Here is a 25591-nt window from a genome sequence, read left to right as displayed (position 1 = left end):
AATTTCCAGTGACCGTTATTTACCACAACGGTGGGCGGGTCAGGATACGAATCGTCATTTGTTTTTCGGAGCTGGCACCGACAAACCCTAATCCGCCGACAACGTTTTGAGGTATAATGACCGGTTCCATAAAGGTTTCGTTATAGTTTCCCGACTCAAGGCAGTTCATGGCACGCATATACTGATAGTCTGTCTGGGTGATACAGAGTAGCCGGATGACGGCATCTGTCTCTACAAGCAGCTTTTCGTCCATATTCTTGTGATCATAGTAGCGGGTATATACGTTAAGCGTGTAAGATCCATTTTCGAAACGACTGTCGGTGAATACATTGTTCACATTTTGGACGGTCATATCAAGGATACCGAATTCTTCATCATCGGCAGTACTGAGATGACCATCGGTCAACACGATATCTTCTTGATTGATTATATCCAAATACATGATTTCCGGTCCGTATGTTGTTCCCTCCTCCGGATATGTCCGGTAAGTGTTTTCCTGGATGCGCAGTTGATAATAGTTCTTTTCTCCGGGTCGGTCGTTGAATGTGATTCTGTACCGGATGCAGTTATCCATATAATATCCTATTTTAATTTTAGTCAGAAGGGTATCTACTCGTATAATCTTTTCGATCGGTTGGGGTATTTTTACTTCAACCCAGGCGTGATATTGCCCGTTTTCCGCAGCTGCTTCCAGGCGTACCAGATCGCCGGGGAGAAACCGGGTTTTCACGCGGCAGTATTTTGTAGAGTCATTATAACTGGCGGAGATCAATTCGGCTTCAGCAACTTCTTTCTTCTCTCCGTTGACATAGATCGTGACGGCTCCATCGTTCACTAATGTTGTTGTTTCGTCATCAATGATATGCAGGTAAACCTGATTCTCTTCTTTTTCGGCCTCCAGAAAGGCATTCATGAGCAGTTGGGGCTTTTGAATTTTACTTCGGAAGGGTATCTCGTTCTCACAAGCTGAGAAAAGAGATGTATAGAGTATGAATAATAGATAGGATAAATTCTTTTTCATGTCATTTTCTGTTTTAGAATTTAAATGTATAAGTGACGGAAGGTATACAGGGTAATAAAGTCTGTTTGATCAACCTTGTTTTCCTTTTCCAAGTTGTTTCAGGCACACCTCCTTCTCCAATATGTTCTTGTCCGATGTATTCTTCTTCCAGATAGATCAAATTGGGAGTCATGGCATTATAGGCATTGTAGACAGATATATTCCAGGTGTGTGTGCCCCGGCGTACTTTTTTATGGAAGTTAACTCCCAGGTTCAATCGATGACTGACGGGTAACCGGTAATTGTTGCGGTGTTCGATATAATCGAGCAAGTTTCCGTTTATTGTCCCGGTACGCTGTTCGGCTAATGTTGCTGCCCCTCCGGTGTTAAATATCCAGGTGAGTCCAATATCGAACCGTTCACTGAACTGATGGTTCACACAAAAATTTATATTGTGGCGACGGTCATATTTATAGGGGAAACGTTCTCCGTAGTTGATGCTGCCATCTTTGAACTGGCGGTCACTTTTGGCAATTGTATAGGCCAGCCAGCCGGTTGTTTTTCCCAATGTTTTTTGCGCAAGTATTTCCAGACCGAAAGAACGTCCGCGGCCCATTTCCACTTTTTCCTGCCATCCTCCTGAGGTTCCGAAGAAAGAGGCACCATCCTGATATTCCAGAACATTATGCATATCTTTATAATAACCTTCCAGCGACAGCTCCCATCCTTTTATCCCTGTATAGTATCCCCCGGCAGCATATTGAAATGACCGCATCGGGCGGATATTTTGAGTAACAGGTACCCATAAATCAGTTGGTAGTGAGATGGCTGACGACGATAATAAATGTACGTACTGTTCCATTTGAGTAAATGAACCTTTTATTGCATAGTCCTTGTTCAGGCGGTAGCGGGCGGACAGGCGGGGTTGTGCTGAGAAATAACCTTTCCCCTGGGTGTAAAACAAGGAAAGATGTATACCTGCATTAATACTTAACCGGGTACCTATGTTGAAGTCATTTTCTGCATACAAAGCGCATTCATGGCCATGCAGATTACTGTTAGAAGAATCTTTATAGACGGTATCTTGTGCTACTGATCCGTTTTCTGCTTCTCTCACATTTGAGGTTGTGACCTCCGGACGGAACGTATGATTCAGATAAGAGCCGCCGAATTTGATATGATGGTTCGGGGCAGGCGTATAGTCGAAATCTGCCTGGATGCTAACATCATGTATCCCTGACCGGTAATCGGAATTATATGTATAGGTTTCGTTATGCATGGGATCGGCATTGGTCTTTTTCTCGGTTCCGGTAGCTTCCTTTTTATAACTGTCAGCCATTGACATCTGATAATGGTTGTATGCTACAGTCGTGTTACTGAACAACTTATTGTTGAACACATAATTCCAGCGTCCGGCTGCAATAGTATTTCCCCAGTTGATGTCGATTTTGCTGTTATAGAAATACAGACGCGGACCATCGTCATAGCCGTCGTATTCCTTATCCCGTTTGTAATCATAATGGTCTTTTCCTTTATAAAAGCTGAGGAAGAGTCGGCTCTTGTCGGAGAACTTATGGTTTACTTTTGCATTGATATCATAGAAGTAATAGTTGTATTTTTTATCTTCCGGCAGAAAAGGTCTGGCCACCAGGTCCAGATAGGTGCGGCGTCCTGTCAGACAGAAAGAAGTTTTGTTTTTTATGATCGGTCCTTCAAAATGCAGCTTACTGGTCAGCAGGCCGACACTGATCGTTCCGTGATAATTTTGCATATCGCCGTCGTTGGTGCGGATATCGATGATAGACGATAATCGTCCGCCATAACGGGCAGGAAAGGAGCCTTTGAAGAGAGTCACTTTTTTCATGGCCTCCGGGGTGAAGATCGAGAATACACCCAGCAGGTGGTCTGCATTGTAGATCGGAATACCATCCAGCAGGATCAGGTTCTGGTCCGGTCCGCCGCCACGTACATGCAAACCGCTGAATCCTTCCATACCTGCCTGTACGCCGGGTAACAGCTGGATTGTCTTCAGTAAATCGGCTTCTCCCAGAACAACAGGGGTATTGCGGATTTGTTTCATCGGGACATCAAGGGCACTCATCGCAGTGGCATGGATCCCGGTTTCTCTTTTGTTAGACAGGACGACTACTTCCTCTAACTGATTGTCGGTCAGTAACCGGATATTCAGCAAGGTATCCTTTTCCAACCGGAACCGGCATATTTGAGTGGCATAACCAAGGTAGGAGAATGAAAGTGCTGCATCTCCTTCGGGAAGCGTAATGCTATAAAATCCGAAAGGGTTGGTTGAAGTTCCTATCCTTCTGTTTTGTTCAAAGATATTCGTACCGATCAGTGTTTCCGATGATATCCCGTCTGTAACATAGCCGCTGATTGTATATTTGCGGTTAACGGATGTTTTCCGTTTATCTAATAAGATATATTTTCCCGAGATCTTAAAATCGATTGCTTCGTTTTCGAAAGCCCTGTGTAGAATATCCGTGATAGGGGATTGAGTCATATCCAGGGTTACAGGCTTTTTAAGCTGTATCTTTTCTCCGTAGATGAAAGAGAAACCGGTAGAATCCTCCAACTGCTTTGCGAATTTCTCTAAAGCAGCATTCCGGATACTGAAATTTAATAATGTGTCTTTATTTTGGGCATCAAGAGGAGTTCTCCCGAAAATAACCCACAAGAGACATATGAGGCTGATGCGGAAAAGCGGGTAATGTATGGAATAGTTCATAATATACTAAAGCTTAGTGTTGATAATGATAGTATTGTTTGTTATTGTGTAATTAAAATTACCAGCTTCTTTTAATAATTCGAGCATTTCTTCCAGGCTTTCGCCGTTGGTGAAGTTGGCCCGTATATGGTAATTCCGGAGTTCGGGATCGGTAATTTCTATTTTTATATTGAATGCATGTGAAAGCTGCCGGGTTATTTCCTGCAATGGCAGGTAATCGAATAGGAAATGGCCGTTTCGCCAGACAATATCGTTGTTGCTTTTTGGATTTATTTCATGTTGCAAACTTTTCTGTAACCGGTTATAGATGGCACTTTCGTTGGGGGAAAGCACAATTCGCCGGTTTTCTTCCGGTATGCTGACGGCAACGGAACCTTCGATCAGGGTAGTTTTTATTTCGGGGTCTTCGGGATAGGCTTCCACATTGAATTGGGTTCCCAGTACCTGTACGTTTACGGACTCTGCTTTTACAATAAATGGGTGCCTGGTATCTTTTTCTACATCGAAATAGGCTTCTCCTGTTAACCGGACTTCTCTTTTGGCTCCCCTGAAACGGGAAGGAAAGCTAAGTGTAGAGTAACGGTTCAGGGTGACAACAGACTGGTCGGGTAGTGTAATGTCCCGTATTTCAGCCAGGGTAGAAATAGTCTGTATGGTGCCCGATTGGATATAATCATATGTATACCAACTGGCTAGGCAGATGAGTATGGAGGCTGCAACGCTTCCTGCGATACGGAGTAATTTTATTTTTCCACTGGTAGGAGAGATACGCCTTTCCAGTATTTTCCAACTGTTTTTAGCGGAGAAGCGTCCTCTCGGTGAACGGGTAGAGGCAACCAGTTGTTCCAGAATCTTATCAAAGTTGTTGTTTTCAGGTGTCATCCTTTCTTTATCTGTTTAATTATTGTTTTCATAAATAAAGACAGAGATGTACGCTGGAACTCACTATGTCGATTTGGTAAAAATAAGTTAAGATTATGATCCGTTCTTGTCTGGCTTCAGGTAGCGTGATAACATATCTCGTAGTCGGGTTACAGCCTTTTGTAATTGTACGTCAACTGTATTGATGCTGATTTTTAGTTCTTTAGCGACTTGTGCATAGCTTTGTTTTTCTTCCCGTATGCGGATAAATATCTCCCGGCATTTTTCCGGTAGACGGTCCAGTGCTTTGACATAGTGGGAAAAAAGTTCTTCGTTGATAAAGATTTCTTCCGGTGAATTTTCCTGGTCGGCTATCTTATCGGCTATTATCTCGGTAATCTGTTTTTGCCGTTCTTCTTTTGCCAGGTAATTCAGTGCGGCATTTTTTACTGTGATAAAGAAATAATCTTCCAGATTGACTATCGTTTGTAGTGACTCTCGCTTTTCCCAGATTTTCATGAATACGTCGAGTACAACTTCCTGCGCCCATTCTTCCCGTTTCAGGTAGTAATAAGCAATACGGAAAAAACGGTCAAAGCATAGATCATAGAACTTCTGCAAGGCAGTCTGGGAGTCTTCTTCCTTCATCTGTCGTAAATATCTTCTGATCTCTTGCTCTGTCATAATACCTTTTCATGTTATTCTGTGGCTGCAAAGATACTTTTTAATCGATAAGTATGACAAATCGTAATAAAAAAAGGACTTATTTTGAAATAAGCCCTTTTCTTCATTTATTTTTCGTTCATTTTCTCTATTAAGAGAGACGCACATTTGAAATGTACAATCGTTCGCGGTGTAAGTTGAATAACATCGCCGTTTCTGGGGTTTCTTGCCGGACGGCTTGTTTGCAGACGTGGTTTGAATGAACCGAAACCGGGAATGAAAACACGGTCGCCTGCCTTTGTTTTTTCTGCAACCATTTCGGTAAAAGCATCGAGAATGGTTGTTACATCCCGTTTATTGAGATTTGTTTTTGTTGCTAATTCATTGATTAGTTGACTTCTGTTCATGACTTTATTTTATTAGTTATTAGATATGTTGTTTAATATTAATAATATGTTTCCATCATGCTTCTTCTGTATTCGGAAGGAGACATACCAGTGTGTTTACGGAAGAACCGTCCAAGAGAAGATTGATTGGCGAAATTTGTTTTTACAACAATCTCTTGGATATTAAGAGAAGAATCTCTCAATAGTGCTTTTATTTCCAGTATGATATATTCCAGTATCCAGTCTTTCGCTGATTTTCCGCTGACAGCTTTTATTATCGTTGTCAGATATTTAGGAGTAATACATAGTTCTTTAGCATAGAATGCGACCTCCCTGTTCTCTTTGTAATGTTGCATAATCAGATAAAAGAATTTGTCTGCAAGCTCTTTTTTATGCATGTCCATTGTTGGAATATAGGGGAGAGAACTGATTTTGTATGTATTGTACAGGTCCAGATAGAGGATGCGTAATACATGAATCACAGATTCCCGGGGATACAGGTTGGAGGCAGATCTGGCTTTGGTACAAACCAGATTATAATAATTTTCAAAATTAATGCTCTCGCTTTCTACTAATTTATAGTGGAAATGATTTCGCATATAAATAAAGAAATGTGGCGAAAATCTATGAATGCCGCTTAATACATCATTAAATAAGGATTGTGATATGGAAAAAGCGCTTATCTTAAAATCAGGACTTATCTCGTTTATTGAGACGAGTTGCCCAGGTAGAAGAATGATAAGTTCTTTATTTATAAGCAAATGTTCATGTGTATGAACTTTAACTCTAGCACTCCCTTCAGAGCAAAGCATAACCAGTCCGTATTGTATATATGACGGATACGGAGTTATAGGAATTTGTTTGACATCCTCATAGATAGTTAAATCATTTTTTATAGAATCAATGGTGTCATTATTTCCTACATGCAATTTGTTTTCATTTAAAGACATCACCCTATAATATTTTGTGTATAAAGTTAAAACATCGTTCTTTATGATATTCAGGTAGTGGAAATATGGTGTGACAATGAAGAAATATGGAACGTGTATTGACATTTTTTGTTACAGACAATGCCCCTATAATTTATAAAAACCATTGTTTATGGTATATTGTTCATTGTTATTTCATAAAAAATCTTGTTATTTCTTTTGAACGTCACCATCGTTTTCTCGTACCCGGCCAAACCTTTATTCGGGATGGCGAAACGTTGAAAATATCCGTACTTTAGGATAATTTGAAGATTCTATGAAATTAAAGGGATGAAATTGTATGAAAATAAGAAGATGTTTGTATATTTAAAGCTGTAAAGAAACAGCAAGTAGAAGTAACTTGTTTATTCTGTAGTTATTAATAAAAGCGAGTATAACTTTAAAGTCAAACATCATGGGAAAGAATCTAATTCACAGCAATGAGTTGCATCTTATTGACAAAAAAGAAATTCACAATGCAGCTAAGAAAATGGTAGAGTCATTGAATCTGGCAGCCGGATCGACGGGAGGTTTCGATATTTATAAAGTCGTTGAAACTTATTTCACAGATTTGGATAAGAGACATGCAATCAATCAGCTTATCGGTATTGGTGAAGATTGTGCTTATTATGGTGCACAAGAACAGGCAGCTGAATGCGAAAAAGCAGAAGCTGCTAATGAGTAGGTAAACGTTTATTTAAAATAAGAAGGAGATACTTGTAATAAGCATCTCCTTTTTTATTTTGTATTTTCGAAGAAATTACCATGTCAACTGCGGTAAGAAGCTGGAGAGAACGCTTTTGAGCTCCTTGATGTTGATAGGTTTGGTTACAAACCCGTTGCTTCCGGCCTGGCGGGCAGCTTCCATGTCATTCTCAAAGGCATAAGCCGATTGCATGATGATAGGTATGTCCTGATCAAATTTCCGGATTTCCTTTAATGCATCAATCCCGTTCATTTCCGGCATTTTAATATCCAGAAGGATCAGATCTGCATGTTGCTCCTTATAGATATCCAATAACTCTACTCCCGTTTTAGCATGAAGTACGTTACAATGCTTTTTCAGAATTGTTTTTAATAATAAGAAATTACTTTCTTCATCTTCTGCGATGAGGATAGTGATGCCTTTGTTTGTTATGTTTTCGTCCATGATCATAATATTCAAGTAACTTCAACAAAGTTCTGTAATTAATTTAAAATACGCAAACTTATCAGGAGTAAAAATAGATGAAAGTCAACAAATATATAGCCTTTCATTATTGAGTGAGTGAATAGGGGAAGGAAATAAAGAAAAAGGAGTTGTTTTCGAAAAAACAACTCCTTTATATCGGTTATCAGTGATACTGATTATTTACCTGAAAGTTTTTCTTTCAAAGCAGCCAGTTCTTCAATGTCACCCAGTGTAGTCTTTTCAACCGGACCGGTTACCATTCCAGAACCTTCTTCGTTCTTGTTGTTGCGTCTTGCTGACGGTTTTTTGTCACCAGCAGGAGCATCTTTCTTAGCACCCTTCTGTTCATCTTCGAAGATGCGGCTGTGAGAAAGGATGATACGTTTTGCTTCTTTGTTGAATTCGATTACCTTAAACTGTAGTTTTTCGTCTACAGCAGCCTGAGAACCGTCTTCTTTTACCAGGTGTTTCGGAGTTGCGAAACCTTCTACACCATAAGGCAAAGATACGACAGCACCCTTGTCAAGTACTTCGATGATTGTTCCTTCGTGGATTGAACCTACTGTGAAGATAGTTTCAAATACATCCCAAGGATTTTCTTCCAGTTGTTTGTGGCCTAAGCTCAAACGACGGTTTTCTTTGTCGATTTCCAGTACCTGAACTTCGATTTCTGCACCGATTTGAGTGAATTCGCTCGGGTGTTTGATCTTTTTAGTCCAAGAAAGGTCAGAGATGTGGATTAAGCCGTCTACGCCTTCTTCGATTTCTACGAATACACCGAAGTTAGTGAAGTTACGAACTTTAGCTGTGTGGCGTGAACCAACCGGGAAGCGAGATTCGATATCTTCCCATGGGTCAGCTTTCAGCTGTTTGATACCCAGAGACATCTTACGTTCGTCACGATCCAAAGTCAGGATAACTGCTTCGATTTCGTCACCAACCTTCATGAAGTCCTGAGCACTGCGCAGGTGCTGAGTCCAGCTCATTTCTGATACGTGGATCAAACCTTCTACGCCGGCAGCGATTTCGATGAATGCGCCGTAGTCAGCCATAACAACCACTTTACCTTTCACTTTGTCACCTACTTTCAAGTCCGGATCCAAAGCATCCCAAGGATGCGGAGTCAGTTGTTTCAAGCCGAGAGCGATACGTTTCTTTTCGTCATCGAAGTCAAGGATAACAACATTGATCTTCTGATCAAGCTGAACGATTTCTTCCGGATGAGAAACACGGCCCCAGGAAAGGTCTGTGATATGGATCAAACCGTCTACGCCACCCAAGTCGATGAATACACCGTAAGAAGTGATGTTCTTAACAGTTCCTTCCAGAACCTGTCCTTTTTCCAGTTTAGAGATAATGTCTTTCTTCTGTGCTTCAAGCTCTGCTTCGATAAGAGCCTTGTGAGATACAACAACGTTCTTGAATTCCTGATTGATCTTTACGATCTTGAATTCCATTGTCTTACCTACAAATACATCGTAATCGCGGATCGGTTTAACGTCGATCTGAGAACCCGGTAAGAATGCTTCGATACCGAATACGTCAACGATCATACCGCCCTTCGTACGACATTTGATGTAACCTTTGATAATTTCGTCTTTTTCAAGAGCTTCGTTGACACGATCCCAAGAACGTGTAGCGCGAGCTTTCTTGTGAGAAAGGATCAACTGTCCTTTTTTGTCTTCCTGGTTTTCGATGTAAACTTCTACTTCGTCACCAATTTTCAGATCCGGATTGTAACGGAATTCCGCCATTGATACAACACCGTCTGATTTGAAACCGATGTTCACTACAACTTCACGTTTGTTCATTGCAGTAACGGTTCCCATAACGACTTCCTTATCCTTTACAGTGTTCAGGGTTTCGTCATACGTTTTTACAAGGTCGTCCTTGCTTACGTCACCGTAAGTTTCTCCCTTTTCATAGGAGTCCCAGTTGAAATCTTCAACCGGCTGAATGTTCTTTAAATTTTCCATTCTCTAATTGTTAATACTTAAGTTTGTTTTAATTAGTAAGTTAGACATTATGTTGTCATCTCTCAAAAATCGGGGCAAAGGTAATGTTTTTTTCTGATATACAATAGTTTTGCCTTGGAATTTATGCTTTATATCACTTGCTTTTTCTTTCACAAGATACATTGATTATTAATATGTTTTGGCAAAAAATATTATCTTTGCACCTTATTATTCTATACTATGCATAAAGCTCGTTTTCGCCAGCAACTAAAACTGGGTCCCCTCTGTCTCTTTTGTATACTTTGTATATTTATATGTATAAAGGGTGCAGCAACAAACCGCGCAACACGTCTGGATAGTCTGAAAGACATCCTGTCTCATAGTCCTTCGCCCGATGTCGCTATAAAAACATTACAAGAATTATCCGACCTTTACAGGCAGAAACCGGAGGAAGTCGGTTATTTGCATCGATTATTGGATATCGGTAACCGGGTCGATTCAGTACAGGCCGTATATGCGGCAGCGGCAAATCTTTCCCGCTATTATTATGATGATAATAAATCGGACAGTGTCGTTTATTGGGCCAAATATATAGACTCTGTCGGTAAAAGCCGGAAAGAACTTTCGGATGGCTTGTTCGAAGCCTACAGTTATGTTTGCCTGGATCATTTATGGTTGGAGAATTATGAACTGGCTATGAATGAGGCTATCCGTCTCTATAACCTAGCGTGCAGCAGGAATCATACCTACGGGTAGATTCGTTGCGGAGAGAACCTGGGGCATATTTACCAGGCTATCCGCCGAGACAGTGATGCTGTCGTTGTGTATCAGGCTGCTCTGGATAAACAGGAGGAGATAGGAGAAAACCTGACAGTCAGTATCCGCCTGGTTTCCTATCAGCTGGAATCGCTTTTACGCATTAATAAGTTGGATAGTGCCGGAGTCTTGCTGGCTACATATAAAAATCTGCTCGACAGGCAGGAGGCGGTGAATAAAAATACCGGTGCCATCTACCCGGTAGATCGTTATCGTTGGATCATGCATTCGTTTTATGCGGAATACTATCTGAAAAGGAAAGATTTTGAAAAAGCACGTAAGTCGCTGGATTGTGCCGAATCGTTTGTCGGGAAGGAAACTATCGGTAATGATTTCGCCGTATTTGCATACCTTTATATACAAGCCCGTTATAATAAGGAGGTTGGAAACTATGCCGTAGCACACAAATATATCGACCAGCTGCTGGAAAGTTGGCAAACTCCCGATTGCCTCCAATTGAAAGCTGATATCTTATCCGAATCAGGAGATGCTGCTAGTGCCATCCAGGCGTATAAAGATGTAATTTCGGAGACTTCCAAGATCAATAACGAGGCCTTTACCCGGCAGATCAACCAGCTTCGTACATTATATGATCTGAATGACAAGGAAATACAGAAGAAAGAACTGGAAATCAGCCAGATGAATGTGAATATAAAAGAACATCAGCTAATCCTTTCTATGTCGGTTTCTGTTATTTTGTTGCTGGTATTGTATATCCTTTACTTGTCATTCCGTCGTACCCGCCGTTTGAAAAATGCGTTACTGCAAGAAAAGGAAGCATTGATTGAATCGGAAAAGAACCTGCGTATTGCAAAAGATAAAGCCGAAGAGGCGAATCAGGCAAAAACTACCTTCATAGCCAATATCAGCCATGAGGTGCGTACACCGCTGAATGCTATTGTCGGTTTTGCCAGCCTGATGTCTGACCCTTCCTGCACGCAGGAAGAAAAGGAGGAGTTTTCTTCTATTATCAGTAATAACACCGAATTACTGCTGAATCTGGTAAACGACGTATTATGCCTTTCGCAGATAGAAGCCGGGAGCCTGAGTTTCTCCCTTCGCCCTGTCGAACTGGGCGATTGTTGCCGGAACGCGATGGAAACGATTCGTCACCGGGTTGCCGAAGGTGTTTCTCTGAATTTTACTCCCGAAGTTCCCTCTTTTATATTGAATACGGATCCGCTACGCTTGCAACAACTGCTGGTAAACCTGTTGGTCAATGCAGCTAAATTTACGGAAGCAGGCGAAATAAACCTTTCATTCCATATCGGGCAGGAGCAAAAGAATGTCGATTTGATCGTAACGGATACCGGTTGTGGGATACCTGCCGACAAAGTCACACAAATATTCAAACGTTTTGAGAAAGTGGATGAATACAAGCAGGGAACCGGCCTCGGACTTTCAATCAGCCAGGCTATAGCCGGGGCTTTGGGAGGTACGATCCGTGTGGATGCCGGCTATACGCAAGGGGCCAGGTTTATTTTCACGCATCCTTGCTGAAACGGAAACGATAAGATAGTCATGGGTGATGGGCATAAAGATTGAAATTCAAAAGAACTTACAGAAAAATATCTTTGATTATTCCGTCCGTTATAAATATTTATTTGTAAGTTTGCCAATCGCCGTAAGTAAAATATACATGAAGACGAAAAGTCTGTTTAAAAGGGGTATAAAATTCGCATGTGTTGTAGTTCTTTTACTTTACGCTGCTTCCGCATTTTCCCAGAACGAGCGGGGAAGAGTCCGGACAGATAGTCTGCGTAATGTTCTGCAAGAAGCAAAGACACCTGAAGAGAAACTAGCTGTTTTGAAGGAATTGGTAACAATCAACCGGCAGGCACTGTCGGCGATTGATAAAGCATTGGAGTTGGAAGATGATCTGGATCTGATGCTCCAGAAAATACAGGTACTGCGTAACTCCGGACAATTGCAGGAAGCCATTTGGGTTTATAAAAAGTTGTTGGCGTTAAACGCAGCAATTAATAATAAAGCATTCAACTGTCAGATGGCTCAACTTCGCCTACTGAATGATTTGAACGATAGTGAAAATCAAGAGCGTGAACTGGAATATCAGAATGCACAGATCGCATCCAAACAGCGTCAGCTCTATCATGTTTTGGTTACGGTCGGTATACTCTTGATCCTTGTTTTCCTCCTATATCGTTTGTATCGCCGTACCCGCCGGTTGAAAAATGAATTATTATGCGAAAAAGATTCACTGGTCGAATCAGAGAAACAATTGCGCGCAGTCAAAGAGGAAGCCGTTGAGGCTAACCGGTTGAAAACGGTTTTTATCTCCAATATCAGCCACGAAGTACGCACACCGCTCAATGCGATTGTCGGCTTTTCCGAGTTGCTGGTTGATGATTCTTTTCCGGAGGACGAGAAGATTGCCTTTGCTTCTACTATCAACCATAGTTCGGAGTTGCTGATGAACCTGATAAATGATGTGCTCGACCTGTCACGTCTTGAATCCGGTAATTTCAGTTTTACGATAAGGGAATGGGATGCCGTGCAGATTTGTCATGAGATACTGAATTCTTTTGAAGAGAAAGTTTTGCCCGGAGTAAAACTGACCTGCTCTTCTTCTTTAGAGTCGTATCTACTGAATACCGACCGTTTCCGTATGCACCAGCTCTTGGGGCATTTGCTTTCGAATGCCGTTAAATTTACCCGCGAAGGCGAAGTGGACCTCTCTTTTGAAACCGACCCGGAAAACGGAGTTGTCCGTTTTATTGTAACCGATACCGGTTGCGGTATCCCTGTTGAAATGCATCGGAAAATATTCGAACGTTTTGAGAAACTGGATGAATTTAAACAAGGTACGGGGCTGGGATTGGCTATTTGTCAGATTGTTGCTGCCCAGTTGGGCGGTTCGCTATACATAGATTCTTCTTATACGAAGGGAGCGCGTTTTGTATTCGTCCATCCCTGTAATTTAGAACTTACCGAAGAGGTTTCATCCCAATCGAACAAAAAATGAAAGAGAAGACTACATATCAAAGGAGAAGTTTGTTTGTAATACTGATTTTATGCTGTGGCATTTCATCTTTCTCTCTTTGGGCGGGATCGGACAATGACCGGGTAGCACATGAAACAGATAGTCTGAAATCATTATTGTCACAAACCTCCTGTCCCCATGTGGTTATACCGGCCCTGCTTCGTCTTTCTACTTTAAATGAGCAACATGCGGAAGAAGTTTCCTGGCTTGAACGTAGTTATCGGGAAGCGGCACGAATCGATTCGGTTCCAGCCATGTATATGGCATTAAGGCGTTTGTCCCGCTATTATTATAATGACGGAAACCGCGATAGCTTGTTATTCTGGAGCAGGAAGGTCGATTCGATCGATAAAAGCCGGAACGAATATTCGAATGTTTTGTTTGATGTCAAAAGTTATTCCTGTCAGGATCTGTTGTGGTCGCATGATTATGAACTGGCATTGAACGAAGCCTTGAATGAATATCGTCTGGCAAGCGAGCTTAAACATTCGTACGGCTTGCTTCGCTGCTCTGAAAGTCTGGGATTGATTTATCAGGCGATACGGCGTGACAGTGATGCGGTGGTCGCTTTTCAGGAAGGACTCGAAATGCTGAAGAAAGCCGATTGCCGGGATGAGACAAGGGCTGATACGAAGATGCGCATAACCTCCTATCAGGCAGAATGTGCAATCCGTGTCTGTCCTCCCGAACAAACAGAAGAGATACTGGCCCGTTATAAAAAAGCGATCGACGAAGTGGAAGAGATGAATCATCGGGACGGGGTGATGGTTAAGACCGGTAGAGATTATTGGTTGCTTTATTGCTTCTATTCAGACTTTTATGTAAGAGAACACAGGCCGGATAAAGCGAAATGGGCTTTGGGGGAAGCCGCAAAATATGTCGGTAATATCATAACGGAAGATGATTATGTACAGAATACTTATCTGGCAGCGTTGGCGCACTATTACAGGGAAATCGGCAATATCCCGCTTGCCATTAAATATATAGATGAAGTCTTTAAGACAGAATGTATCCAGGCTGACTTGCAGTTTAAAGCGGATATATTGCAGGAACAAGGCCGTCCGGAAGAGGCTCTGACACTGTATGATAAATTATATGAACTGAACTCACAGCGAAATAAGGAGACTTTCTTCCGGCAGATCAACCAACTTCGCACTTTGCACGAACTGAACGAGCGGCAGGAGCAGGAACACGAAATGCAACTGAACAGCGAACGTATGGAACAAAAACAGCAATTGCTCCTTTTCTTTACTGTCGTGGCCCTTATCCTGTTGTATCTTTCTTATGTTCTCTTCTGGTATTACCAGCGGGCGCGTCGGCTGAAGAACGAACTGTTGAAGGAGAAACAATCCCTGCTGGAATCCAGGAATAATCTGAAACAGGAAAGAGTAAAGGCCGAAGAAGCCAGCCGGATGAAGAGTGCTTTCATTGCCAATATGAGTCATGAGATACGTACGCCTTTGAATGCGATTGTCGGTTTTTCAGGCCTGTTGGTTGATGACTCGACTGAACCCGAAGAACGGGAGGAATATGCTTCCGTTATCCATAATAACACGGAGCAGTTGCTGAACCTGGTGAACAATGTACTCGACCTGTCACGTATGGAAACCGGCGATCTGAACTTCAAATTTGATGATTACCCGTTAATTGAATGTTGTCAAAGTGCCCTGGACAGTATTTGCCACCGGATACCGGACGGAGTGGAGTTGACTTTTACCCCGGATACCATTCCCGTAATACTTCATACCGATACGTTGCGCTTACAACAAATCCTGACCAATCTGCTGACAAACTCCGCCAAGTTTACGCAGGAAGGAGAAATCAACCTGGCTTATAAAGTCGAAGAAGGAGGTAAACAAGTGCGTATCTCTGTGACCGATACCGGTTGTGGCATACCGAAAGAGAAACAGTCCGCCGTTTTCCTGCGTTTTGAAAAACTGGACGACTATAAATCCGGTGCCGGTCTGGGGTTATCTATTTGTACACTGATCGCAGACCATCTGGGCGGAACTCTTTCCATTGATCCCACCTACGAGAACGGGGCCCGTTTCGTCTTTACTCATCCTTGCGAAATACCTTCCTCAGCTTATAGTCAAGGAACAACAAGAACAACGTTAGTATTCCGATATAAAAATAAAAACTAAAGATGGGGAGGTCGATTTTCGGCCATGTTATTTTCGGCACGGTTATTTGTGGAAAATCCATGTAGAAGAGGAAAGCGGCAGCCATCCCCAGCATCCCCAGCGAAGCCACAATGACAGCAGCCAACCCGAACCATTCGTTCCGTTTCTTAACCTTGACGGTTTCTTTGGCAATCTGCTGCATCACATTCAGACGGAATGATGCGGGCAACTCTTCTTCCGGCATTTGCCTGAACAGGCTTTCCAGTATATCAGGATTCTTTTTGTTGCTGTCCATATTTAATTTTCCTCCATTCCTTTAATTAATACAAATAACTTTTTCCGTATGCGGTGTAACTTCACTTTGATATTGGATGCTCCAAGACCGGTTATCACGGTCAGTTCGTCCACCGTTTTCTCTTTCATATAAAAGAGCAGTATCAGTGCCCTTTCGTCTGGGGGGAGTTGTCCGAGGGCTGCCTCCAGCTTATCGAGTTGTTCGGTTGTCGAAGTACGTCCCAACATCTCGCTGACCTCTTCTTCCGATACATTGCTGATCTGCGATTCTTCAATGGCGACAAATTCCTGTCTCTTCCTGCGCAATTCCGAAATAGCCGTGTTATAGGCAATCCGGTAAATCCAGGTGGAGAAACTACAATCGCCCTTGAAAGACGACAAATTACGAAAGACCTTCATAAATACATCTTGCGCCAGTTCTTCCGCGTCTTCCTTACTATGTACCATTTTAAGGATTAACGAATGAACCGGACGACTGTATCTATCGAGCAGACAGGCAAAGCATCCTGTATCTCCCGCTTGTACTCTTTCTATGTAATATGCGTCGCTATACAACTCCATCCTACCTTATGGACGCAAGTTCGGCAATTTGGTTACAACTTACAACTGAAAAATGTGAAACATTTTTCTACGCCTGAATTAAATAATCCCTTTCTCTGTTTGGATTAAATAAAATATTGGCTACATTTGTCCCGTTACCTGCTATCGGGTAATAAAACAACTAAAACTATTGACTTATGGAAAAGTATGTGAACATCATGCTCGACAAGGCTTTTAAAACCGTATTCGGTGAAAAGCAAGTAGCAATCGACTTTATCAACGCCACGCTCGAGGGCGAACGCCAGGTGAAAGACCTGATCTATCTCGATAAAGAAATCCAACCGGAAGTAATAGAACAGCGCACGGTGATCTTCGATCTCCTTTGTGAAGATGCGGACGGGAGTAAATTTATACTCGAAATGCAGAATTGTCCCCAACATTATTTCTTTAACCGCGGATTTTATTACATTTGTCGAATGATCTCCCGTCAGGGAGAGAGCGGAGCAGACTGGATGTATAGCTTGCTTCCGGTATATGGCATCTACCTGTTGAACTTTAGTCTGCCTGAATTTCAGAGTTGGCGCACCGATGTGGTGCTGGCCAATGAGGCGACAGGTAAAACTTTTGGCGAGGTCAAACTGAAACAGATTTATCTGTCGTTCGATCTGTTCAATCTAAGAGAAGAGGAATGCAAAACGCCTCTTGAAAATATGGTTTATATATTGAAGAATATGAATTTATTTGATATGTCTCCGTTTAAGGAGAAAAACGATGCTTTCAAACGCCTGCTCGACGTAGCAAACCTGAATGCAATGACTCCTCACGAACGGGCAGTTTACGATGAGAACCTGAAGATTTACCGTGACTGGCGCAATACGCTGGAATATGCGGTAGAGGAAGCAGAGGTGAAAGGCATGAAAAAAGGCAAGCTTGAAGGGATAGCCGAAGGACAACGTCAAATTGCTGCCAATTTTAAAAATCAGGGAGTTAATATTGAGACAATTGCCCAGTGCACCGGCCTGTCTGTTGAAGAGATAAACGGATTGTAATCTATTCACACGATATTGAATCAGCAAAGTCCCGAATCATCGGAGTGCTTTGCTGATTTGTTGTATCAGGGTTCTGTCTGGTTTGAATGTTTCAGCTATTATCAAAAATGAACTATCTAAATTATAAACTGGTTGTACCTGGTTCCCCTCTTGAGAGGGGGAAGGGGGGGTGTTATAGTTTCACCCTATAACTAGCTTTAACACACCCCTTATCCCCTCTCAAGAGGGGAATTAGTTACTCCCGTCACTATAAACAGATAGTTCAATTATTTCTATAATTGGGAAACAGCTATTCCCGGAATCAAATACAAGAGCGTAAATATAAGCCTGTTTGTTATCTGATTCGCTCTCCTTATGAATTGCATGTTATTGCTTTCAGCTTTCAGATGCCCTGGATAGAGTATTTTTCAATGCATCCGGCTGAAGGGATGAAACTGCAAAAAATGTATACGAGAATTCAATGTTAAATAGCCGCCGGCAAATAGATAACTAGGGGTTGACGAACGGATAACTATTGGTTGGCAAACGGATGCCTACTTATCGGAATCTACTTCTTGTATAAGGCACCCTTCAGGCTGATCCGTTATTTTTCAAGTAATTATGTGCAATGAAATCTGAAAGGTGAAGTTTGAAAACTTTATTGGAGGGCGATTTATACAGCGCAGGCTTCGCTCGACGGAGGTTAAAAATGAATCTCATTTCGTTCCGGCAATGCCGGCATCAGTTATCATTGCCTTTCATCCGGCAATGTGACTTTTTAAATTAGTTCTTTCATTTCTTATAAATAGATAAAGGAGGAACTATTACATACCCCCTTACCTATTGTCTATTAAGTCCTTACCTGGTAAAGCTACCCTGTACACCCTAGTCGGTTAGGGTGTACACCTTATCCGGTTACCCTGTACACCGTAGTTGGTTTCCCTGTACAGACTAGTAATGTCAACTAATTACTAATGAGTTAGTTAGTGGCTGATTTTGAGATAATCGCCAGTAACCTACTAAATAACACTCGATGACAAGTTCACCACGCTGATACAATTATTGTGCACAACATTTTGCAAGGAACACCTGCCATCTTGTATATAACATATTCCCAGCATATCAACTCCTGTTTGGTGCAAATAGCAGATAGAAGACTTATTTACCTGTTCGTGGAATTCATTTAGTTCAGAATTTATCAGGTTTGAATGTAGCGTCGTTGGTAGGGGCGATTCGCGAACCGCCCTTACGGTGTCAATATAAGCCTGTAAGGCTTTAACAAACCAGCCCAGGGTTGGAACCCTGGGATTATAAAACCCGCTCCTGTCTTTCCGCCCTGTAGGGGCGGTACAAGATAAATATCAACCCTTTCTACCTTGTCACACCCCTACAGGGTGCCTCAAAGAGAAAAGGATTCAAGGGAACCCAGGGTTAGAACCCTGGGCTAATTTGTTACAGGCCTACAGCCTGAAGACACCGTCAATAACTGGCTCATACTATAATTAGCAGATAGCTCATTTATTTCTATATTGGAGTTTCATAATAATATTTCAACCTATGATAATTCATCTCTTATTTTATTTATCATTACTCAAATATACTGTCGTAACCTGCCTTGATCATTATATATGTACATAAAAATGCGATTTCTCCATTTTCAAGCGATTTTTTTATGGAAGATATAATGAAACCTGTAACCTTTTCTAAGAAGCTGCGTCAAACTTATAAACGAATTAGTAAAAACATTTAATACTTACTGCTATGATGGATTTTATAATGGTTCCGCTGATCGTCGGAATAGTTTGTGCCGGTATTTACGGCTTGTTTGAATTGTTTGTACGTAAAAAAGAACGTTTGGCTATTATTGAGAAGATCGGGGATAAACTGGAGCCTTCCGCTTTCGATGTGAAGATCGGTTTACCTCGTCTGGCTACTAATTTCTCTTTTAGTTCTTTGAAAACCGGATGTTTGCTGGCAGGAATCGGATTGGGGTTGCTGGTCGGATTTATTATCTCTGTGTTTCTTGCAGACTCTAGTCTTGATAATTGGTGGCGGCGTGAATTGATCAGTACGGTATATGGTGCATCAGTATTGTTGTTTGGAGGAATCGGGCTGATTCTAGCTTTTATTATTGAATTGAAGTTGTCGAAAGATAAGAATAAATAATTCGGGGAGTTGTGTGTTAGATAAGGGTGGGGGTATACTTCCATCCTTATTTTTTTGTTTATTGTGGCATATTACTTACTTTTGATAAATTATTAATCCTTTGATTTGACTGATTATGAAAACAAGACTCTTACTTTTTCTGATGATTTGCCTCAGTGTCGCTTGTACAAAGCAAAGCCGCGTTATTGATTATCCGGTTATTGATAATAAAAATACAACAACCATGGAAGTCTACCGGGTGGAGCTGACAGATACGGCAACGATTCTCTATGCAGAAATGTACAACCGTCCGAATTATTGGGTTCGCCTCTCTTCGGGTGCCTATCTGGAAGGTGTTACTTCGGGAAAGAAATACAAATTACTGAAATCGTCCGATTTTGAACTGGATAAGGAGGTTTATATGCCCGAATCCGGCAATTCTCCGGCTACGTTATTCTTTGAGCCGGTAGATGAGAATGAAGAAGCCATCAGTTTCATCGAAGGATCGGAAAAAGGTGATTTCCATATCGAAGGCATACATTTGAAAAAGCAGCCTGCTCAACCCGGTACTTTTGAATGTGTACTGGAAGGAGAAGTAATAGACCGCCCTGAAAGTTCCCGCCTGACATTGATACGTGCCGGGAAAGATATGCGTACTACCCCGTTTATTTCTATCCCTGTCAGGGATGGTAAATTCAGTTATACACTGACTGCGGATGAAAACGAAACCTACGAACTGGTTTTCTGGGAAGAGCACTTGAACGGTTCCTGGCGTCCGACCTATTTTATCTCCGAGAAAGGGACTTTACATTTCACTCTTTACCCGATGGAACATCGTCCGCATAGTGTCTTACAAACGGAATCCGCTTTGAATAAAGAAGAAATCCGTATGCAGGAGGAAATGGAGAAATTGTATCCTGTGAACCAATTGGAAAAGGACCGGGATGCCCTGGATCAGGAGGAACGCTATTATTCAAAAGAAATGTATGATTTAAAGAAACGTATATCTGCTGCGAAAACGGACGAAGAACGGAGAACGCTTTATCCGGAATATGACCGTTTGAACAAAGCCGGAAAAGAATTCTCAGAAGAAGGCATTGCGCTGAATAAGAAATATAAAGAATATTTTGAGGGCATTCGGCAATGGAAACTCGATTATATGCAAAAAGAACCGACATTGAACGGCTTATGTATTTTGAAACAGATGCTTGACCGCGCTATTATGATGGCCCGCTATAGTCCGGGTGAGGAAGATGTTTCCGTCTATCAGGATATATTTGAAAACAAGTATAAAGAAAAATTCTCCTCCCATCCTTATATCACGGATATGGAGCGTATCATTGCGAGTTTGAATGTAAAGGTCGGAGGTTCTTACATTGACTTTTCCGCCCCGGACCTTGAAGGAAATATGGTAAAACTTTCGGATCAGATAAAAGGAAAAGTAGCTTTAATCGACTTATGGGCTTCCTGGTGCGGACCGTGCCGCCGTTTGTCATCCAGCATGATCCCTATTTATGAAGCATTTAAAGACAAAGGATTCACCGTAGTCGGCATTGCCCGTGAAAATAATAACACGGATGCCATGAAAAAGGCAATCGAACAGGACAAATACCCCTGGTTGAACTTAGTCGAACTGAACGATAAAGGAAATATCTGGGAAATGTACGGTGCCGGCAACAGTGGCGGCTGCACCTATCTGGTAGATAAGGATGGAAAGATCCTCGCAATCCATCCTTCGGCAGAAGAGGTGACTAAGATTTTGACGGAGATGTTACCTTGATCATAATGCGGACTTCTTTTTCCGGATGGGAAATGATTGACAGATCATGCTTGTTCGGGAAAAGAAGTTCTAATTTATCATAGATGCTTTGTAATCCATATCCGGGAATGAAGCCTGGCTTGAAAGGGGCTCCGGAATCTTTTACTGAGATAATGAGCCGGTTGTTGTCTTTTCTAATGACAATCCGTATAAGAATAGAATTCAAATCTACATTCCAACCATGCTTGATGCTGTTTTCTACAAGTGGCTGAAGTAACATTCTGGGAATAAGTTCTTTTTCACATTCTGTATCGCATTCTATTTTATAATCTAATTGGTTCCTGAAACGTATTTTCTCTATATCCAGATACGTGTTTATCATTTCGATCTCTTCTGAAACACAGATTAAATTTGTCTGCTCCTTATTGATGCTGTATCTGAAAAAACGAGAGAGGGCCAAAGCCATTTGTCTGGTTTTTTCTCCATCGACGAGGGCGAGTCCGGCAATCGTATTGAGAGAATTGTATAAGAAATGAGGATTTATTTTAGCATGAAGAGCTTCCAGTTGAGCATGGATCAGCTCTTTCTCTAGGATAGTTTCTTTTATCTTACGTTGTTTCTTTTCTTCCGCTTTTTCCAGTAGGTAAGTATAGAAGTACCAGGAAGCAATTAATATAATGGAAAAGATCACAGTTGTTTCCAGCATCTCATCAAAATGACCGGGAATAAAGCTATAACTTCCGTCAGGAAATCTTTCTGTAATGATTTTAGTGATTTGATAATTTCCGGCTAAGGCAACAATGGTTAATGTCCCCATGAGTAAACCTCCGGTAAGTAAAGTTTCAAGAATTATCCTCCATTCTTTATTGAGCCGGTATAATTGGTCTGCAATAAGATGAAAAAGAATGTAAGAGAAAAAGAGTGAAATGACTAGTTTTATGCTAATAGGGTCATTGTATTTTTCCAGGCATATCACCTGGCCTCCTAATAAAATCAGTATAAAACTGAGTCTGTTAAGCCATTTGTTGGAGATGACTTTTTTGAGAATGAAAGATAGAAAGGGATAAATGATAATAGCAGTTGTTATTATAAATATCATTCCTTCTACATAGTAACTCATTGTATGTCCGTTATTCATTGCTTACTTGTTTTAATTGTTCAACGACTTTTTCCAGATTATCGGGGGCGGCAGCTTTTTCTATCGCTATTTTTCCATCTTTTCCGATGATTATAAATTGTGGAATGGCTAACATCCCTTTATTTCCCAGTGATGCATAGAGAGACTTGGCCAATGTGATTCCTGCCTGTAGGTGGTATCCCTCCAGTTTATAATAATGAACCATCTTCTCCCATTTTCCCCGGTTTTCCGGACGGTCCAGTGAAATATATAAATAGATAATGTCCATATCTTTAGTCGCATTTTTTAATGCCTCACTATATGCAAACATTTTCTGGCAAGGACCGCACCAAGTTCCCCATAAATCGATATAGACGATTTTCCCTATGAAAGGATGTACGGCTTCTTCCAGGTTTTTTAGTATGGTATCTGTGGGAAGAATGGTTATATTGTTGGAAGTTTCCGGTATATGATGAAATTGTCTGATTTTCTCTATTTCAGGAGATAATATGCCGATGAATTTGCTTTGTGGAAACTCGGAACAGAACTGATCGTAAAGGGAAGGTGTGTCTTCACTGAAATCACGTTGAAAAAGATCGTTATATATCAAACTGGCCCAGGCATATTCCAGGTATTTCCCTGTTCTCTTCTTTTTATATTCATTCAAAAGAAATGTATTGATCTTGTCCCTGTCTATATCCTGTGGGGAATGTTTTTCAATAATGAAGTAATTAATGGTTGCGTTCATATATAGCATTCGTTCATATTCCGAATAGTAAAGGTTTGCTTCTTCTTGGAAGTCAAACGAAAGTTGTTTTTTTATCTCTTTAAGCCATTCGTCGGTTATTTTTCGATTGTTGTAGAGGTTCAATATCTTTTTATAAAACAAATGTGTGAACATGCAATTTATAATATGACTCTGATTATGAATAAAATCGGAAGATACGTTTTGACCTTTAAGGAAAGTTATTAATTCGGCCTGTTTGTTATTGACAATCTGTGTAAATTCTTTCAGTGAATCGACCGCATGAAGTTCATGATGCTTGGAATAGGAAATGCTGTGGCAATACTCTTCTGCTTTTTGTATTTCTTGTAAGCATTGATTATAAATGGTATTGGTCCCGGAAAAGAAGGGTTGGTTATTTCGGATCCGGATTGTATCGTGGCTGTCTTTTGTCAGATAGACACGAAAAGATAAACGATCTTCTGTCAGAAGATTGAGGACTACTGGTTGTTGTACGGGTAAACTGACATGGAAGATTCCATCAGGTTCTGCCTGTTTCGTTTGAAATAATGTATAAAAAGGAAGATGTTCGCTATCTGAAAATTGATAGCTGATTTCTTTGTTTTCCTTTTCCGGAATGATGATGAGAGTTGCCTGTTGTCCTCTTAGTTGGCAGAAAAACAGAAGACAGAATAAAATGTAATAAAGTCTTTTCATTGTTTCATTCATTTAATTAATAGTAAGGCAAATCTAGCAGGTTAGAAGATGTTCTGAAAGTGAAATTCTTTGAACCTGAAAAAATGAAAGGCAAACCTGTATTATCGGACTGTAACTATAAATCGAGCTCTTCCCGGATCACTGTTATATAGCTGGTTCCGGTGGTTATATGGGTGTGAGGTTTATCACTCATAACCAGAATGAGCCGATTATTGAAATATTTATGTATCTCTTCTATCTTCTCTTTATTAACGATATATGACTTTTGGACACGTAGGAACGAGCTCGGAAGACGTTCTTCCAATTGACTCAGGTTGAGGTCGGATAAATACTCTTTACCTTCGTCTGTAAACAAAGAAACGTAACCGTCTGCCGATTTACAAAATGTAATATCGGAACAGCGGACCAATATGATTTTAGATTGAACATGGATAGGAATGGCGCTTGCTTTCTTTTGGTTTTTTTGAAATTGGGCGAACAGCTGATTTAATTCTGTATAATTGATAGCTGGCGATTTCAGGTTTAATCGCTTTAGTTTATGGATACATTGTTCGAAACGTTTTTCTTCTATAGGCTTTAACAGATAGTCGATCGAATTTTCATTAAAAGCCTGAATAGCATATTGATCATAAGCGGTGGAAAAGATAACGTAGGGTTGAGAAGAAAGTTGTTCCAGCACCTCGAAGCCATTCATATCCGGCATTCTGATATCCAGAAAGAGAAGTTCCGGTTTTAGTTTCTCACATAACGAAATAGCTTCTTTGCCGGAAAAGGCTTCTCCTGCAATTTGAATTGTATCTGCATGATTTTTGAGTAACTCTTTCAATGCGTAATGTGCGGCCGGTTCATCGTCAATCAATAGAGTGGTAAAAGGCATATCAGGAGGATTAGGTAATTGAACTATTCCCGGGATATACTCACCGGGAATAGTTGATATTTTATAAATAAATCTCTCCGAAAAACTCCGGACGGTGGAAGTCGGGGCTTGGGAGGTCTATCGGGTTCCAGCTGACAAAGTGGGGATATTCTGTATCGTCCGCACATTTGTAGAAATTGCCCAGGATTTTTTCCGGCAGGTTTTCCGGATCGAGTCCCATGAGCCTGAAGGGGATAGATACGACCAACTCCCAGGAGAATACACCTGTCTTTTCTGAAAAAGGTTTGTTCTCTATGGATGAATACCGACGGATAGAAGTGTATTCATCGGTGTTTAGTGATCTTTTGATATCACGCGACTGGCGGCGGGCAGCATCACAAGTCCCGATACAATTGAACTCGAAATTCATGTAGTTGTGATCATCGACCGTTTTCATGAAAAACTCGACACAACTATCTGTATAAACCGGGGAACCGTCTGAGCTGTGAACAGCCTTTAAAGAATTCCCTTTTACGAAATAACGGATATAAAGATTTTCATCCGTTCGCGCAATATCGAAAGCGACAATTGGTTTATAAGGGTATTCTTCCCAATTGATGACATCGATATACTCTCGCTGGGCTTTGTTTTCCAAGAGAAAACCGACTGATGATAAATCCAGCACATCCAGCGTTACTAAATAAGGTACTTTAAGCTTCTTCAT

Annotated in this window: 22 protein-coding genes; 8 read left to right on the top strand and 14 right to left on the bottom strand. The window is 41.2% G+C overall.

Annotated elements, in window-relative coordinates; genetic code table 11:
* Window positions 1–19: 19 nt before the first annotated feature.
* From NBH15_RS22115 to NBH15_RS22090, 6 genes are all read right to left on the bottom strand, one after another.
* Entirely contained in the window at window positions 20–1021 is a 1002-nt protein-coding gene (locus NBH15_RS22115) for a DUF4249 domain-containing protein (RefSeq protein WP_250823565.1), read from the bottom strand.
* A gap of 13 nt (window positions 1022–1034) precedes the next feature.
* Window positions 1035–3743: a TonB-dependent receptor gene (locus NBH15_RS22110; protein ID WP_250823564.1), complete on the bottom strand. Its 2709-nt coding sequence runs from the start codon at window positions 3741–3743 to the stop codon at window positions 1035–1037.
* A gap of 6 nt (window positions 3744–3749) precedes the next feature.
* Window positions 3750–4625 (bottom strand): FecR family protein, encoded by an 876-nt coding sequence (locus tag NBH15_RS22105; RefSeq protein WP_244050646.1) that lies wholly within the window; start codon window positions 4623–4625, stop codon window positions 3750–3752.
* 93 nt (window positions 4626–4718) lie between these two features.
* A complete protein-coding gene (locus NBH15_RS22100) occupies window positions 4719–5288 on the bottom strand; it encodes an RNA polymerase sigma-70 factor (protein ID WP_250823563.1) in 570 nt (189 codons plus the stop codon).
* Window positions 5289–5395: 107 nt separating this feature from the next.
* Window positions 5396–5674, bottom strand: coding sequence for an HU family DNA-binding protein (locus tag NBH15_RS22095; RefSeq protein ID WP_128135171.1), 279 nt, complete (start codon window positions 5672–5674; stop codon window positions 5396–5398).
* Window positions 5675–5712: 38 nt separating this feature from the next.
* Entirely contained in the window at window positions 5713–6603 is an 891-nt protein-coding gene (locus NBH15_RS22090; protein WP_244050647.1) for a helix-turn-helix domain-containing protein, read from the bottom strand.
* 433 nt (window positions 6604–7036) lie between these two features.
* Between NBH15_RS22090 and NBH15_RS22085 the strand changes: the two genes are divergently transcribed.
* Window positions 7037–7306 (top strand): hypothetical protein, encoded by a 270-nt coding sequence (locus NBH15_RS22085; RefSeq protein WP_009859792.1) that lies wholly within the window; start codon window positions 7037–7039, stop codon window positions 7304–7306.
* A 75-nt stretch (window positions 7307–7381) separates the two neighbouring features.
* Here NBH15_RS22085 and NBH15_RS22080 read toward each other — a convergent pair whose 3' ends face one another.
* Window positions 7382–7777 (bottom strand): response regulator, encoded by a 396-nt coding sequence (locus NBH15_RS22080; RefSeq protein ID WP_128135172.1) that lies wholly within the window; start codon window positions 7775–7777, stop codon window positions 7382–7384.
* Window positions 7778–7968: 191 nt separating this feature from the next.
* Window positions 7969–9768, bottom strand: a complete 1800-nt coding sequence (gene rpsA / locus NBH15_RS22075) for a 30S ribosomal protein S1 (RefSeq protein ID WP_128135173.1) — start codon at window positions 9766–9768, stop codon at window positions 7969–7971.
* Window positions 9769–9987: 219 nt separating this feature from the next.
* Between rpsA and NBH15_RS22070 the strand changes: the two genes are divergently transcribed.
* The 4 genes from NBH15_RS22070 (at window position 9988) to NBH15_RS22055 (ending at window position 15708) form a co-directional block, all read left to right on the top strand.
* On the top strand, window positions 9988–10503 hold the full coding sequence (locus tag NBH15_RS22070) for a hypothetical protein (protein WP_250823562.1): 516 nt from the start codon (window positions 9988–9990) through the stop codon (window positions 10501–10503).
* 66 nt (window positions 10504–10569) lie between these two features.
* Window positions 10570–12063, top strand: a complete 1494-nt coding sequence (locus tag NBH15_RS29415; protein ID WP_250823561.1) for an ATP-binding protein — start codon at window positions 10570–10572, stop codon at window positions 12061–12063.
* 139 nt (window positions 12064–12202) lie between these two features.
* Complete coding sequence (locus NBH15_RS22060; protein WP_250823560.1) at window positions 12203–13546, top strand: sensor histidine kinase; 1344 nt, start codon at window positions 12203–12205, stop codon at window positions 13544–13546.
* Window positions 13543–15708, top strand: coding sequence for an ATP-binding protein (locus tag NBH15_RS22055; protein ID WP_250823559.1), 2166 nt, complete (start codon window positions 13543–13545; stop codon window positions 15706–15708). Before NBH15_RS22060 ends, NBH15_RS22055 begins: the two co-directional genes overlap by 4 nt.
* Here the strand turns inward: NBH15_RS22055 and NBH15_RS22050 are convergent.
* A complete protein-coding gene (locus NBH15_RS22050) occupies window positions 15620–15982 on the bottom strand; it encodes a hypothetical protein (RefSeq protein WP_009859788.1) in 363 nt (120 codons plus the stop codon). The genes NBH15_RS22055 and NBH15_RS22050 overlap by 89 nt on opposite strands.
* A 2-nt stretch (window positions 15983–15984) precedes the next feature.
* Window positions 15985–16542 (bottom strand): RNA polymerase sigma factor, encoded by a 558-nt coding sequence (locus tag NBH15_RS22045; protein WP_250823558.1) that lies wholly within the window; start codon window positions 16540–16542, stop codon window positions 15985–15987.
* A gap of 176 nt (window positions 16543–16718) precedes the next feature.
* On the opposite strand from NBH15_RS22045, the gene NBH15_RS22040 reads away from it, so the two are divergent.
* From NBH15_RS22040 to NBH15_RS22030, 3 genes are all read left to right on the top strand, one after another.
* Window positions 16719–17570 (top strand): Rpn family recombination-promoting nuclease/putative transposase, encoded by an 852-nt coding sequence (locus NBH15_RS22040; protein ID WP_250823557.1) that lies wholly within the window; start codon window positions 16719–16721, stop codon window positions 17568–17570.
* 1740 nt (window positions 17571–19310) lie between these two features.
* Entirely contained in the window at window positions 19311–19715 is a 405-nt protein-coding gene (locus tag NBH15_RS22035; RefSeq protein WP_128135083.1) for a DUF6249 domain-containing protein, read from the top strand.
* Window positions 19716–19830: 115 nt separating this feature from the next.
* On the top strand, window positions 19831–21474 hold the full coding sequence (locus tag NBH15_RS22030; protein WP_244050649.1) for a peroxiredoxin family protein: 1644 nt from the start codon (window positions 19831–19833) through the stop codon (window positions 21472–21474).
* On the opposite strand, the gene NBH15_RS22025 is transcribed toward NBH15_RS22030, so the two are convergent.
* From NBH15_RS22025 to NBH15_RS22010, 4 genes are all read right to left on the bottom strand, one after another.
* Window positions 21446–22270, bottom strand: a complete 825-nt coding sequence (locus NBH15_RS22025) for a sensor histidine kinase (RefSeq protein ID WP_250823556.1) — start codon at window positions 22268–22270, stop codon at window positions 21446–21448. The genes NBH15_RS22030 and NBH15_RS22025 overlap by 29 nt on opposite strands.
* Before the next feature lie 313 nt (window positions 22271–22583).
* On the bottom strand, window positions 22584–24011 hold the full coding sequence (locus tag NBH15_RS22020) for a TlpA family protein disulfide reductase (RefSeq protein WP_250823555.1): 1428 nt from the start codon (window positions 24009–24011) through the stop codon (window positions 22584–22586).
* A gap of 115 nt (window positions 24012–24126) precedes the next feature.
* A complete protein-coding gene (locus tag NBH15_RS22015; protein WP_128135079.1) occupies window positions 24127–24888 on the bottom strand; it encodes a LytR/AlgR family response regulator transcription factor in 762 nt (253 codons plus the stop codon).
* A 61-nt stretch (window positions 24889–24949) separates the two neighbouring features.
* Window positions 24950–25591: a carbohydrate-binding family 9-like protein gene (locus NBH15_RS22010; protein WP_010800704.1), complete on the bottom strand. Its 642-nt coding sequence runs from the start codon at window positions 25589–25591 to the stop codon at window positions 24950–24952.

The sequence above is a fragment of the Parabacteroides caeci genome (genome assembly GCF_023656795.1).
GTDB lineage: Bacteria > Bacteroidota > Bacteroidia > Bacteroidales > Tannerellaceae > Parabacteroides > Parabacteroides segnis.
Note: the sequence above shows the minus strand (reverse complement) of the source record. Positions and strands in the feature narration are given on the sequence as shown.